This is a genomic window from Halomonas sp. YLB-10 (genome assembly GCF_003856855.1).
Lineage (GTDB): Bacteria > Pseudomonadota > Gammaproteobacteria > Pseudomonadales > Halomonadaceae > Halomonas > Halomonas litopenaei.
The window spans coordinates 721924-734880 of the sequence record NZ_RRCU01000002.1 but is presented as its reverse complement, the minus strand read 5'-3'; the positions used below and the strand labels follow the sequence as shown (position 1 = coordinate 734880).

Genomic DNA, 12957 nt, shown 5'->3' with positions numbered 1-12957 from the left:
ATGCGTCGCGCCCTGGCCGACAGTACCTTCCTGCGGGTCTACGTCATGCTGGCGGCGACCCTGGTGCTGGCGCTCGGCGTGGCGATGGTGGGCATGACGCTGATCGACAAGGTGCGCATCGAGCATTATCGCGAACAACTGGCCGAGGCGCCCATGCACCTGTTGGCGACGATGATCGACAGCATGCCGCGGGGCGAGCGGCGTGAGTGGATGGCCGAGAAGTCCGAGGCGCTGGACATGTCGATGTCGATCGTGCCCCTGTCGTCGCTGTCGCCGAGCTACTTCACCCGTCTTCGACTGCAGCGCGGCGGCGTGCTGGTCGGGCGTGACAGTCCCCATGAGTGGCGCTTCTGGCGGCTGATGCCCGCCGGTGGCGCGGTCCTGCAGGTGTCGCTGTCCGGCATGTCGGAGCGCCAGTTGCGGGGCCTGACCCAGCTCAGCGGGGAATGGCTCGCCAGCCTGCCGGCGGGGGCGCGCCAGGCGAGCATCGACAGCATGACCCGTGGCGATCTGCCGGTATCGATCAGCCAGTCCCCTCCGGATATCCTCGAGCCACGTCAGCGCAACCGCCTGGCCGGTGGCGAGGTGATGATGCAGCTACTGCCCGAGCACTGGTCGGTGGTGCTGTTCATGCAGGTGACGCCGCCCGGCGAAGCCCCCTTCTGGCTGACGGTAGGGCCGATGGCCAGCTACGAGGCGCTTCCGCCGGCGCTGTTGGCGTCGATGCTGGTGCTGCTGATGGGCGCACTGGCGATCGTCATCTACCTGATCGTGCGGGGTATCGAGGCGCGCATGGCGCGACTCGAGATGGCCGCCACCCGGCTTGCCAGCGGTCGCCTCGATACCCGGGTCAAGGTCGAGAGCGGCGACTTTCTCGGGCGTGTCGGCATGGCCTTCAACGGCATGGCCTCCCAGGTGCAGTCGCTGTTGCGGGCCCAGCAGGACATGATCCGGGCTGTGTCCCACGAACTCAGGACGCCGGTGGCGAGGATTCGCTTTGCGGTGCAGATGGTCGAGGACATGTCCGAGGATGCCCTGGTCAGGCGCCAGTTGCAGGGGGTCGACAGCGACATCGATGAACTCGACGATCTGATCGACGAAATCCTCACCTATGCGCGCCTCGACAGCGAGACCATCCACGGTGTCGAAGCTTCCCCCGAACCGGTGGAGCTGCGTGATATCTGCGAGCGGGTGATCGACTCCCTGATGCCATTGCACGGCAATCTTGACGTGCGTCTGACCGCGGGGCCGGAGATCGAGGTCCACGCCGATTCCCGCTATCTGCAACGGGCCACCCAGAACCTGGTGGCCAACGCCTGCCGCCACGCCCGCACCCGGGTCAAGGTCAGCCTGCTCGACGAACCCAACCAGGTGAGGGTCGACGTGGAGGACGATGGGGAAGGGGTTCCGCCGGAGGCACGCCAGGATATCTTCAAGCCCTTCGCCCGCCTGGACGACAGCCGAACCCGCCGCTCCGGCGGCTACGGGCTGGGGCTGTCCATCGTGCAGAAGGTGATGGCCTGGCACGGCGGCACCGTCAGCGTGGACGAGAGTCCCGGCCTGAAGGGCGCGCGCTTCTCGCTGATCATCCCCCGCCGGGTCTGAGAATCTGCCCGCGGGCCAACCTGAATGCCGGTGAACGGCCCCTGTTTCGGGCGGGCCTGATTCGTTCAGCGCCTCGACGATGCTTCCTGCTCAGGCCGGCTTGATCCCTTCCAGTACCGCAAAGGACGTCTCCCGCTCAGGCCGGCTTGATCCCTTCCAGTACCGCAAAGGACGTCTCCCGCTCAGGCCGGCTTGATCCCTTCCAGCACCGCAAAGGACGTCTCCCGCGCGGTGCGCAGGAAGTCGACCATCCACGGCGCTTCCCGGGTGTCCTCGCGGATCGCCGCGAAGAGCGTGCTCCAGACACCATCCTCGCCCAGCGCGACGGCCTTGACGTAGTCCCGCTCCAGGTACTCGGTCAGTGCCCAGTTGGGCAGCGCACAGACTCCGCGACCGCTGGCCACCAGTTGCATCATCATGATCGTCAGTTCGGCGGTGCGCACCTCCCTGGGGGTGACGCCGGCCGGGTCGAGGAACTGGGTGAACACATCCAGACGCGAACGTTCCACCGGGTAGGTGATCAGGGTCAGGTCGGCCAGATCCTGGGGCGAGACGTGGGAGCGCCCGGCCAGGGCATGCTGACGCGCCACGGCGAGCAGGCCTTCGTAGCGAAACAGCGGCTCGTAGTGAACGCCGGGCAGGGGTTGGGGGTCGGCGGTGATCACCAGATCGAGCTGCTCGCGGGCCAGCGCCGGCAGCGGATCGAAGTGGTGGCCGCCGGGGATGTCGATCTCGACCTCCGGCCAATGGTCGCGGAAGTGATCCACGGTGGGCATCAGCCACTGAAAGCAGCTATGACACTCGATCGCCATGTGCAGGCGGCCCTGCTCGTTGCCGGCCAGGCGCGCCAGGTCACGCTCGGCCATGCGCACCTGGGGCAGGATCTGTTCGGCCAGGTTCAAGAGGCGCAGCCCGGCCCGGGTGAACTCCACCGGCCGGGTCTTGCGCAGGAACAGTGGCCCGCCCAGACGCTCCTCCAGATCCTTGAGCTGGTGGGACAGCGCCGACTGGGTCAGGTGGACCCGTTCGGCGGCCTCCACCAGGGAGCCGGCGTCGCGCAGCGCTATCAGAGTGCGCAGATGACGGAGTTCGAGCATTATCGTGAGCTTCTTTCATAGTAAAGATTAAGAAGTTTAGTTTGATTCACCCTTCGGATGCCAGCGACACTTCGTCGTATCATTCATGATCAAGGTGAATCACCATGACTTTTTCTCATATTCTGGGGTATCCCCGCATCGGTGCCGACCGCGAGCTCAAGCGCGCCACCGAAGCTTACTGGAAGGGCGATGCCGATCGAGCCAGCCTGGAGGCCACCGGTCGCGAGTTGCGCAAGCGTCACTGGCAGGACCAGCGCGAGGCGGGACTGGACCTGGTGACGGTGGGCGACTTCGCCTTCTATGACCAGGTGCTCAACGTGTCGCTGCTGCTGGGTGCCGTGCCGGCGCGTTTTGCTGCCAAGGCCGAGCTCGAGCGTGGTGAAGTCGATCTGGACACCGCCTTTCGCATGGCCCGGGGCCGCGCACCCAGCGGGGAGCCCGCTGCCGCCTGCGAGATGACCAAGTACTTCGATACCAACTATCACTATCTGGTACCGGAACTGCACCAGGGGCAGGACTTCCGCCTGGCCAGCACGCGGCTGTTCGACGAGGTCGTCGAGGCGCAGCAGCAGGGGCACGCGGTCAAGGTGGCACTGGTCGGGCCGCTGACCTGGCTGTGGCTCGGCAAGGAGCGGGGCGAGTCGTCCTTCGATCGTCTGGCGCTGCTCGATGGTGTGCTGGCGGTCTACGCCGAGGTGTTCGCCCGACTCGCCAAGCTGGGTGTGGAGTGGGTGCAGCTCGATGAGCCGGCCCTGGCCCAGGACCTGCCCAGCGACTGGAAGGTAGCCTTCGAACGTGCCTACCATCATCTGCAGGGGTCAGGGGTCAAGCTGCTGGTGGCCAACTACTTCGGCGGCCTCGGCGACAACCTGACCCTGGTGGTCAATCTGCCGGTGGCGGGGCTGCACCTGGATGCCGTGCGTGCCCCACAGGAGGTCGAGACGGTGGTCGACCGTCTGCTGCCTCACAAGGTGCTGTCGCTGGGCGTTATCGACGGACGCAACATCTGGCGTGCCGACCTGGCTGCCCTGCGCGATCAGTGGACCAACGCCGCCAGCCGTCTGGGCGAGCGTCTGTGGATCGCCCCCAGCTGCTCGCTGCTGCATGTGCCGGTGGACCTGGAGCGCGAGACCGAGCTCGACGCCGAGTTCAGAAGCTGGCTGGCCTTCGCTCGCCAGAAGCTCGACGAGACCGTGACCCTGGCAAGACTGCTCGCTGGCCGGGTGCGACCCGAAGACGAGGCGCTGCTGGCGGCTTGCGTGCAGGCGATTGCCTCGCGGCGTCAGTCGCCACGGATTCATCGTCCCGAGGTCGGTGCACGCCTGGCGGCGCTTGGCGAGGCCGACAGCCAGCGCCCGAGCCCCTATCTGCAGCGTGCCGAGCAGCAGCGTCGCGCCCTTGGACTGCCGCTGTTTCCGACCACCACCATCGGCTCCTTCCCCCAGACCGCCGAGATTCGCGCTGCCCGTCGTGACCACAAGGCAGGACGCCTGTCCGCTGACGACTACCACGCCAGGATGCGCGAGGAGATCGCCCAGGCGGTGCGGCTGCAGGAAGAGCTGGGCCTGGACATGCTGGTCCACGGCGAGGCCGAGCGTAACGACATGGTCGAGTACTTCGGTGAGCAGCTCGACGGTTACGCCTTCACCCGCTTCGGCTGGGTACAGAGCTATGGGTCACGCTGCGTCAAGCCACCGATCCTGTTCGGCGACGTGAGCCGTCCAGCACCGATGACGGTGGAGTGGAGCCGCTACGCCCAGTCGCTGACCGGGGCGCCGATGAAGGGCATGCTGACCGGCCCGGTGACCATGCTGCAGTGGGCCTTCGTGCGCGATGACCAGCCTCGCGCGACCACCTGCCGCCAGATCGCCCTGGCACTGCGTGACGAGGTGTGTGACCTGGAGGCGGCAGGCATTCGCGCCATCCAGATCGACGAGCCGGCGCTGCGGGAAGGGCTGCCGCTGCGCAAGGCCGAGTGGCAGGAGTATCTGGACTGGGCGGTGGAGGCGTTCCGCCTGTCGGCCAGCGGTGTAGCGGACGCGACCCAGATCCACACCCACATGTGCTACTCCGAGTTCAACGACATCATCGCCTCCATCGCCGAGCTGGACGCCGACGTCATCACCATCGAGACCTCGCGCTCCGACATGGAGTTGCTCGACGCCTTCCGTGACTTTGACTATCCCAACGAGATCGGACCGGGGGTCTACGACATCCATTCACCGAACCTGCCCGAGGTGGACTGGATGGTGGCGCTGATGGAAAAGGCCGCCGAGCGCATCTCGCTGGAGCGGCTGTGGGTCAACCCGGACTGCGGCCTCAAGACCCGTCAGTGGGATGAGGTGACGCCGGCGCTGGCCAATATGGTCCAGGCCGCCAAGGAGCTGCGTCGACGCCACGCCTGACGACCGCGCAGCACTAGAGGGCCCATGACGCCGGGAAGCGCGGTTGAAAGTTCGTCGATTGTGCGAGGGGGCGATCCCATGGTGGCAGAGCCGCGCCTTTTGACGATGTGGCTGGTAAGCTTCGCCAGTAGGCCCCGACAGGGACACGCCAGACGGCACCTGGCGGGGCCACGGAATCGTACTGATGTCGTGATCGAAGGAGCCTGTCATGTGTCGTCCCGCTGTCGTCTCACCCCTCCTTGTCGTGATGCTGAGTGGACTGGTGGGGTGCGCCACTACCAGCGCTCCCGGTCCTGCCAGCGAGCAGACCGATCGCGCGGAGCGGCGCGGTTCCTTTACCGATGCGCCGGTGGAGCAGAAGGCGCCGCTGCTGCCCTCTGCCTACTTTGTCGGTGATGGCGCTACCTTCGTTGGCTGGCGCTGTTCGCCGAGTCAGGACATGGTCTCGGCGACCCAGGAGGATTCGCTCAGGTTGTGGACCACCCACGGTGCCGAGCAGTTGCCCCAGGCGGTGGTGGACCAGGGCGAGCGTTACCAGCGAGGGGAACTCAGCGCCCATATCATTGGTGAGCGGGCGGTGATCAAGAGCTCCCGCGGTCGGCTCGAGTGCGAGGCCCGTACCCGCCGCGACTCCCTGCGGCGCAGCGACAAGCCCGGGGTGATGTTCCTGGCCCGGGGCAACGAGCCAGGCTGGCACCTCGAACTGGCCAATGACGTGCCGCGCATTGACATGAGTCTGGACTACGGCGAGCGTGAAGTGAGCCTGCCCTATCGCGTCACCACCCTGGACAACGGTGCCGGTCGAGTGATCCTGGAAAGCGGCCGCGCCGATGCGCCCTTCGAGCTGCGCATCGAGGCCGGTGCCTGCTTCGATGATATGGCGGGCACGCCCTGGCCGGCCCAGGTCACCTTGAACGTCAACGGACGTCAGCTGCAGGGGTGTGGGCAGGGCATCGCGCCCTGACGGGGGGCGACGTGGACGCGCTTGGCAAGCCGACGAAAGCGTCCTTGGCTTGTGTAGCCAGCACACGCGAATAAAGCGCCGAGCGGCGCTTTATTCGTTTTTATCGAAAGATATTCCGAGATTTATTCGCTTTTCGACAATTTTATTGGCGGTAAACTGTGCGCAGACATCATCTTCCACAGGAGCTCGCCATGACCCGCGTACTGCTTGTCACCTCATCCATCCTCGCCGACCAGGGCCAGTCCACCCAGCTGGCACGCCACTTCGAGCGCCTGGCGCGCCAGCGTGACGATATCGAGATCACCCATCGCGACGTGGTCGCCGACGACCTGCCACACCTGGGCCTCGAGGAGCTGTCCAGCTGGCAGGTGGCGGACGCAGAGCGCAGCGAGGCACAGCGCGAGCTGGCGACGCGCTCCGATGAGCGTCTCGCCGAGCTCGAGGCCCACGACGTGCTGGTGCTCGCCGTGCCGCTGTACAACCTGGGCATTCCCTCCCAGCTCAAGGCCTGGTTCGACCGTATCCTGCGCGCGGGCAAGAGCTTCCGCTATACCGAGAATGGCCCGGTGGGGCTGCTCGAGGGCAAGCGTGCCATCGTGCTGGGCGCTCGCGGCGGTCAGTACGCCGGTAGTGCTCTGGATACCCAGACACCGCACCTGCGCCATATGCTGGGCCTGATCGGCATCAATGAGGTCGAGACGGTGTTTGCCGAAGGGCTCAGCATGGGTGACGAACACAAGGAAGCGGCCCTCACCACTGCCCACGCCGAGATCGAGGCGCTGATCGCCAGGCTGTAAGCCGCGCCCGACGTCTGAAGACACTGATTCGCAAGCCGCCGTGGCCCTGGCCACGGCGGCTTGCGTATGGTGATCGTTGCTCAGGGAAGAGGCCGACACCCGGCCGGGTGTCAGCGAGCGTCGCAGTCGTCGCCTGCGCCCAGCTGCCAGCGGGAATCGACGAAGTCAGCGACACACAGCGCGGGCTGTGGTGACAGCATGCGCTCGAACAATTGCCCCATGGGGCGCTGGCTTGCGCTCATCGGTAGTTGCAGGGTCGGTTCCAGGGCGCGCCAGTTGCCATCCTGGCGCTGTGCCAGGGCGAAGCGAAACGGATGGAAGCCGGGAAAGCCCAGGCGCAGGTCGGTGGCCAGCAGACGTTCGGCGTCTCCCTTGCGCTCCACCTCGTAGCGCACAAAGGGGCCAGCGAACCAGGCCAGGCGGCGACCGCTGTCGAGCTCCAGGGCGGCAGCCTCGAGTTCGGTACCGCGTCGAAACAGTTCGACGACCGGGCGGGTATCTCCGTCGAGCAGGCCGATCAGCGTCTCGGCGTGGCGATCGCCGTCCACGGCGGTGACCCGCCACAGCAGGATCGAGAAGGGCGCCGGCTGGATCAGGCGCGGTGCCTCGGCCATGTCCACTCGGTCGAGCGCCTCGTCGGCCCTGGCATCGACCCAGCCGCGCGCGCCCAGCGCCAGCAGCAGGTACAGCGTCGAGATCACCAGGCCCCAGCTGGCGGCGCGTTGCAAGGTCGCTGGCCGATGGCCACGCCACAGTGCGATCACCAGAGCGACCAGCAAGGCCAGGGTGTAGGCCGGGTCGATGATGAACACCAGCGGGGTAGCGCTGGGCGCGGTGACCTCGAGTGGCCACCACAGCTGGGTGCCGTAGGTGGTCAGCGAGTCCAGCAGCGGATGGGTCACCAGGCACAGCCAGAAGAACAGCCACCAGCGCAACAAGCCAAGGTGCTGCAAGCCCAGGCCCTGTGCCGGGCTTAAGCTCAAGCCCAGTCCCTGTGCAGGGCGTCTGGCCCGACGCTCGGCCAGTCGCTCGGCCAGTCGCTGAGCTAGCCCGGCCAGCACCAGCGAGAGCCCCGTCAATACGAAGAGCGAATGACTGAAGCCACGGTGGTAGGTGACGTTGGCCACGGCGTCGCCGTAGTCGATCAGCACGTCCAGGTCCGGCAGGCTGCCGACCACCGCGCCGGCGAGCAATGACTTGCGGCCCAGGTGACGGCCCAGAACCGCGCCTCCCAGGGCCGCGCCGAGGGCGGCCTGGGTCAGCGAGTCCATGGTGGCGCCGCCGCCAGTATTCGGGCCTGCACCGGGCAGTCGTCGCGGTGGGCGCCGGCCAGGTAGCCCGCGCTCATCAGGAACTCCTTGACGATCTCCGGGCCGGTAAAGCGAAAGTGACGCTTGAACAGCTTCACCCAGTCCGCGTGCTCACGTGGGTGGTGGGCATCGAGCCAGGCCTGGAAGCCGCCGTGGGACTCCCGCATGGCCTGGATCACCCGGGCGTTGTGGATCACCGCCTCGATCTTCAGGCGGTGACGAATGATGTCGGCGTCGGCCAGCAGACGTGCCCGATCGTCGTCGTCGTAGGCGGCGACCCGATCGACGTCGAAGCCGTCGAAGGCGCGCTTGAAGCCCTCGCGCTTCTTCAGCACCGTAAGCCACGACAGACCGGCCTGATTGATCTCGAGTGCCAGGCGCTCGAACAGGTCGGACTCGCCTCGGATCGGGAACCCGTATTCGCTGTCATGGTAGGGCCCGTGCAGCGGATGCCCCGGGGCCAGGTCGCAGTACTCGCTCATGCGGCTTGCTCTTGTTGGTAAGGTGTCTCGATTCCCCTGGGACCGACCTGCGCTACGACAAAAGGGTACCGACTCGGCATACCCTTGATGGCGCGATTCTGCGATCCTGAGGCCTGTCCTTCTCTTTTTCCGTCAGGAGATCATACGCGATGACACGTCTTTCTCGCGCCCTGGGCGCCGTTCTCATGGGTGTCTTCAGCCCGCTTGCACTGGCCGCCGGCCTGGACATGCACAAGGATCCCCACTGCGGCTGCTGCAGCGCCTGGGCCGAGCATATGCGTGAGGCCGGCTTCGAGGTGCGTCTTCACGATAGCCCCGACATGGCGTCGGTCAAGCAGCGCCTGGGGGTTCCCCAGGCGTTGGCGTCCTGTCATACCGCTACCCTGACCAATGAAGACGGCAGGCGCTACCTGATCGAGGGCCATGTCCCCGCCGAGCAGGTGGCCTGGCTGCTGGAGGCGTCGCCGGATATCGATGGTCTGGCGGTGCCGGGCATGCCCCATGGCTCGCCCGGGATGGAGACCGGCCGCCTCGATGACTACGCGGTGCTCGGCTTTACAGCCGATGATGCGCGCGCCATGGTAGTGGCCCGTTACCCCTGAGCCCGCGCAGCAGACGCGGCCCCCTGAACCCCGAGGAGACCCGAATGCAATTTCTACACACCATGGTGCGTGTCAGCGACCTTGACGCCTCTCTGCACTTCTATTGCGACCTGCTGGGCCTCAAGGAGGTGCGTCGCAAGGACAACGACAAGGGACGCTTTACCCTGGTGTTCCTGGTGGCGCCAGAGGACGAGGAGCGCTCAAGCCAGCTCAACGCGCCGGAGCTCGAGCTGACCTGGAACTGGGACCCGGAGGAGTACCAGGGCGGACGCAACTTTGGCCACCTGGCCTATCGCGTCGATGACATCTACGCCCTGTGTCAGAAGCTCATGGACAACGGTGTGACCATCAACCGGCCCCCCCGCGACGGCCATATGGCCTTCGTCAGGAGTCCGGACGGCATTTCGGTGGAACTGCTGCAGAAGGGCGACGCCCTGGAACCCGCCGAGCCCTGGGCCTCGATGGAGAACACCGGCAGCTGGTAGCGAGCGAAGGGCCGCTGTCGATCGTGCCAGCGAGCGGCGCCGAAGGGGCGCGAAGGGATGGGGGAGCTGACTCCCCCATCGACGCCTTGTCTTGCAGCTTGCCACGTGACCCGCCGCGCGGGCGTCGTTTGCTCAGGCGGGGATGGCGCTGTCTCTCAGCAGGTGTGACGACAGTGCCGGCCACTGGTCTTCCCAGTGCTCGGTGGGGCGGTGGCGGTAGTCGCTGCGCACGTACTGGGCGATGCGTCCCTCGATCTGGGCGGTCAGCAGGTTGGCGCCGGCGCTGGCCGGCATCGCCAGCCGGCGACCCTCGCGCAGCTCCGCCTCGCGTAGTACCTGCTTGAACTGGGTATCCAGCCGCTCGAACAACTGGTGGATACGCTGCCTCAGTCGCGCCGTCTCGCCGGTCAGCACGTCGCCGCCCAACAGCCGCGACAGGCCCGGGTTCTTTTCGGTGAAGGCCAGCACCAGGGTCATGATCTGATGGCAGCGCGGCAGCGCCTCCTGCTGCTCGTCGAGGATGCGCGTAATGCGCTCGAACAGGGTCTCCTCGATAAAGCTGATCAGGCCCTCGTACATCCTGGCCTTGCTCGGGAAGTGGCGGTAGAGCGCTGCCTCCGAGACGCCGACCTGGCGCGCCAGGGCGGCGATGGTGATGCGCTTGCCGCTGTCTTCTTCCAGCATCAGGGCCAGCGCCTGCAGTATCTGGTCCCGCCGACTTGGGGTCTTTTCCTGCGTCATGATATCGAATTCTTTTGTCGTTGATGGCCCGCCGGGGCGCCGGCGGGCGAGTTCCCTTGCGTCCGGAGCTTGTGCCCGGTTCGCACTTCCTTGCGTCGTTATCGTGTCGCTTTCGTATCGCCCTGGTACGGGTACTTCAGTTGGGCGATTCGTTGGTGATCAGGGTGCCGACACCCGCGTTGGTAAAGATCTCCAGCAGGGTGGCGTGGGGCACCCGGCCATCGACGATATGGGCGCTGACGACCCCGTCCTTGACCGCGTCGAGGGCGCAGCGGATCTTCGGCAGCATACCACCGTGGATGGTGCCGTCGGCGATCAATTCGTCGACCTGAGCGGTGGAAAGTCCCGTCATCACCTCTCCGTCGCGGTTCATCAACCCGGCCACGTTGGTCAGCAGCATCAGCTTCTCGGCGCCGAGCGCCTCGGCCACCTTGCCGGCCACCAGATCCGCATTGATATTGTAGCTGCGACCCTCGCCGTCGACCCCGATGGGGGCGATCACGGGAATGAAATCCCGGGCGGCGAGCATCTCGATCAGGTCGGTGGAGACGTGTTCCACTTCGCCCACATGGCCGATGTCGATGATCTCGGGCGCCGTCATTTCCGGGCTCTGATGCTCGACCTTGAGCTGGCGCGCGCGGATCTGGGCGCCATCCTTGCCGGTCAGGCCGATGGCCTTGCCGCCGCACTGATTGATCTGGTTGACGATATCCTTGTTGACCAGTCCGCCGAGCACCATCTCGACCACGTCCATGGTCTCGGCGTCGGTGACACGCATGCCACCGACAAAGCGCGACTCGATGTTGAGCTTGGCCAGCAGATCACCGATCTGGGGGCCGCCGCCGTGGACCACCACCGGATTGATGCCGACTTCCTTCATCAGCACCATGTCCCGGGCGAAGGAGTCGATCAGGGCGTCCTCGGTCATGGCGTTGCCGCCATACTTGACCACCACGGTCTTGCCGGAAAATTTCTGGATATAGGGGAGGGCCTCGGAGAGGACCTCCACCACCAGGCGCGGATCGCGTGCCTGTTCGCTCATGGGCGTCATGTCTCCTGCACGTCAGTTGGGTAGGGTGAGCGAAGCGTCCACGTCGGCCAGCGCACTGGCAAAGCGCGTGCGAATGCGCTCCAGCGCGGCGGCGTCGTTACCCTCGAAGCGCAGCACCAGCATCGGCGTGGTATTGGACGCGCGGCACAGACCCCAGCCATCCGGGTAGTCCACGCGGATGCCGTCCAGGGTGGTCTTGACACCCTCGTCACCGAAGTCACCTTCCCGGGCCAGGCGCGCGACCAGGTCGAACTTGGTCTCGTCGGTGACCTCGATGTTGATCTCCGGGGTGCTCAGGTTCTGCGGATAGCGATCGAAGAAGGTGTCGGCGTCGCCGTCGAAGCGCGACAGGATCTCGAGCAGGCGGGCGGCCCCATAGAGTCCGTCGTCGAAGCCATACCAGCGTTCCTTGAAGAAGATGTGGCCGCTCATCTCGCCGGCCAGCAGGGCGCCGGTTTCCTTCATCCGTGCCTTGATCAGGGAGTGGCCGGTGCGCCACATCTCCGGCGTGCCGCCGGCCTTCTCGATCACCTCGATCAGCTTGCCGGTGCACTTGACGTCGAAGATCACCCGGGCGTCCGGATTGCGACTGAGCATGTCCTCGGCGAACGCCATCAGCAGGTGGTCGGGGTAGATCAGGCGCCCCTTGGGGGTGATCACGCCGAGGCGGTCGCCGTCACCGTCGAAGGCCAGACCGATGTCGGCGCCGTGCTCGGCCACCGCGTGGATCAGGTCCTTGAGGTTCTCCGGCTTGCCGGGGTCCGGGTGGTGGTTGGGGAAGTTGCCGTCGATGTCCTCGAACAGCGGCACGGTGTCGGCACCGAGCTGTTCGACCAGGCGCGGGCCCAGTTCACCGGCCACACCGTTGCCGCAGTCCACCACCGCCTTGATCGAGCCCGACAGCGAGACGTCGTCGAGGATGCGCTTCAGGTAGGCGTCACGCACATCGTGCTCGGACACCTGGCCCTGGCCTTCGCGCAGATCGCCGTTCTGAAGGCGAGTGTAGAGCGCGGTGATCGCCTCGCCAGAGAGCGTCTCGCCCCCCAGCACCATCTTCAGGCCGTTGTAGTCCGGCGGGTTGTGGCTGCCGGTCAGCATGACCCCGGAGCGGGTGCCTTCCAGGGTGTGGGTGGCAAAGTACAGCACCGGCGTCGGCACCATGCCGATGTCGACCACGTCACAGCCGCTGGCGGTGAGGCCGCGGGTCAGGGCCTTGATCAGTCGCGGGCCGGAGAGTCGCCCGTCGCGGGCCACCACTACACGGGATTCGCCGCGGGCCTGGGCTTCGCTGCCGATGGCCTGGCCGATCGCCTCGACCCCGGCTTCGGTCAGGGTCTCGTCGACGACGCCTCGAATATCGTAGGCACGAAAGATCGTGGAGGGGACTTGAGTCATATGAGGGTCCTGTCCTTTTGACG

General features: G+C 66.1%; 12 protein-coding genes. 6 read left to right on the top strand and 6 right to left on the bottom strand.

The features are described from left to right. Positions 1–1605, top strand: a complete 1605-nt coding sequence (locus EBB56_RS07095) for an ATP-binding protein (RefSeq protein ID WP_045991225.1) — start codon at positions 1–3, stop codon at positions 1603–1605. 182 nt (positions 1606–1787) lie between these two features. On the opposite strand, the gene EBB56_RS07090 is transcribed toward EBB56_RS07095, so the two are convergent. Beyond that, the gene (locus EBB56_RS07090; RefSeq protein WP_045991224.1) at positions 1788–2702 is read right to left on the bottom strand and encodes a LysR family transcriptional regulator; all 915 of its coding nucleotides are present in this window, start codon (positions 2700–2702) and stop codon (positions 1788–1790) included. Between the two features lie 104 nt (positions 2703–2806). On the opposite strand from EBB56_RS07090, the gene metE reads away from it, so the two are divergent. The 3 genes from metE (at position 2807) to EBB56_RS07075 (ending at position 6868) form a co-directional block, all read left to right on the top strand. Further along, the gene (gene metE, locus EBB56_RS07085; RefSeq protein ID WP_124803528.1) at positions 2807–5107 is read left to right on the top strand and encodes a 5-methyltetrahydropteroyltriglutamate--homocysteine S-methyltransferase; all 2301 of its coding nucleotides are present in this window, start codon (positions 2807–2809) and stop codon (positions 5105–5107) included. A 208-nt stretch (positions 5108–5315) separates the two neighbouring features. Continuing rightward, positions 5316–6071: a COG3650 family protein gene (locus tag EBB56_RS07080; protein WP_124803526.1), complete on the top strand. Its 756-nt coding sequence runs from the start codon at positions 5316–5318 to the stop codon at positions 6069–6071. Between the two features lie 191 nt (positions 6072–6262). Beyond that, on the top strand, positions 6263–6868 hold the full coding sequence (locus tag EBB56_RS07075) for an FMN-dependent NADH-azoreductase (protein WP_124803524.1): 606 nt from the start codon (positions 6263–6265) through the stop codon (positions 6866–6868). 110 nt (positions 6869–6978) lie between these two features. On the opposite strand, the gene EBB56_RS07070 is transcribed toward EBB56_RS07075, so the two are convergent. Further along, positions 6979–8139, bottom strand: a complete 1161-nt coding sequence (locus EBB56_RS07070) for a metal-dependent hydrolase (RefSeq protein ID WP_124803522.1) — start codon at positions 8137–8139, stop codon at positions 6979–6981. Next, positions 8127–8660 carry a DNA-3-methyladenine glycosylase I gene (locus tag EBB56_RS07065; protein WP_124803520.1) on the bottom strand — a complete coding sequence of 178 codons (534 nt, stop codon included), beginning with the start codon at positions 8658–8660 and terminating at the stop codon, positions 8127–8129. The genes EBB56_RS07070 and EBB56_RS07065 overlap by 13 nt, the downstream gene beginning before the upstream one ends. 149 nt (positions 8661–8809) lie before the next feature. Here EBB56_RS07065 and EBB56_RS07060 point away from each other — a divergent pair, with 149 nt between their 5' ends. After that, on the top strand, positions 8810–9262 hold the full coding sequence (locus EBB56_RS07060; RefSeq protein ID WP_124803518.1) for a DUF411 domain-containing protein: 453 nt from the start codon (positions 8810–8812) through the stop codon (positions 9260–9262). Between the two features lie 44 nt (positions 9263–9306). Continuing rightward, a complete protein-coding gene (locus tag EBB56_RS07055; RefSeq protein WP_124803516.1) occupies positions 9307–9747 on the top strand; it encodes a VOC family protein in 441 nt (146 codons plus the stop codon). Positions 9748–9879: 132 nt separating this feature from the next. Here the strand turns inward: EBB56_RS07055 and slmA are convergent, their stop codons facing one another. The 3 genes from slmA to EBB56_RS07040 form a co-directional block, all read right to left on the bottom strand. After that, on the bottom strand, positions 9880–10488 hold the full coding sequence (gene slmA, locus EBB56_RS07050) for a nucleoid occlusion factor SlmA (RefSeq protein WP_045991216.1): 609 nt from the start codon (positions 10486–10488) through the stop codon (positions 9880–9882). 136 nt (positions 10489–10624) lie between these two features. After that, complete coding sequence (argB, locus tag EBB56_RS07045; RefSeq protein ID WP_045991215.1) at positions 10625–11530, bottom strand: acetylglutamate kinase; 906 nt, start codon at positions 11528–11530, stop codon at positions 10625–10627. Positions 11531–11551: 21 nt separating this feature from the next. Then, on the bottom strand, positions 11552–12934 hold the full coding sequence (locus EBB56_RS07040; protein ID WP_124803514.1) for a phosphomannomutase/phosphoglucomutase: 1383 nt from the start codon (positions 12932–12934) through the stop codon (positions 11552–11554). Positions 12935–12957 lie beyond the last annotated feature (23 nt).

Excerpts from the sequence above, each read along its gene's own strand:
- metE (WP_124803528.1), top strand. The coding sequence starts at position 2,807 with ATGACTTTTTCTCATATTCTGGGGTATCCCCGCATCGGTGCCGACCGC.
- EBB56_RS07095 (WP_045991225.1), top strand. The coding sequence starts at position 1 with ATGCGTCGCGCCCTGGCCGACAGTACCTTCCTGCGGGTCTACGTCATG.
- EBB56_RS07040 (WP_124803514.1), bottom strand. The coding sequence starts at position 12,934 with ATGACTCAAGTCCCCTCCACGATCTTTCGTGCCTACGATATTCGAGGC.
- EBB56_RS07080 (WP_124803526.1), top strand. The coding sequence starts at position 5,316 with ATGTGTCGTCCCGCTGTCGTCTCACCCCTCCTTGTCGTGATGCTGAGT.
- EBB56_RS07055 (WP_124803516.1), top strand. The coding sequence starts at position 9,307 with ATGCAATTTCTACACACCATGGTGCGTGTCAGCGACCTTGACGCCTCT.
- EBB56_RS07060 (WP_124803518.1), top strand. The coding sequence starts at position 8,810 with ATGACACGTCTTTCTCGCGCCCTGGGCGCCGTTCTCATGGGTGTCTTC.
- slmA (WP_045991216.1), bottom strand. The coding sequence starts at position 10,488 with ATGACGCAGGAAAAGACCCCAAGTCGGCGGGACCAGATACTGCAGGCG.
- EBB56_RS07065 (WP_124803520.1), bottom strand. The coding sequence starts at position 8,660 with ATGAGCGAGTACTGCGACCTGGCCCCGGGGCATCCGCTGCACGGGCCC.
- argB (WP_045991215.1), bottom strand. The coding sequence starts at position 11,530 with ATGAGCGAACAGGCACGCGATCCGCGCCTGGTGGTGGAGGTCCTCTCC.
- EBB56_RS07070 (WP_124803522.1), bottom strand. The coding sequence starts at position 8,139 with ATGGACTCGCTGACCCAGGCCGCCCTCGGCGCGGCCCTGGGAGGCGCG.
- EBB56_RS07090 (WP_045991224.1), bottom strand. The coding sequence starts at position 2,702 with ATGCTCGAACTCCGTCATCTGCGCACTCTGATAGCGCTGCGCGACGCC.
- EBB56_RS07075 (WP_124803524.1), top strand. The coding sequence starts at position 6,263 with ATGACCCGCGTACTGCTTGTCACCTCATCCATCCTCGCCGACCAGGGC.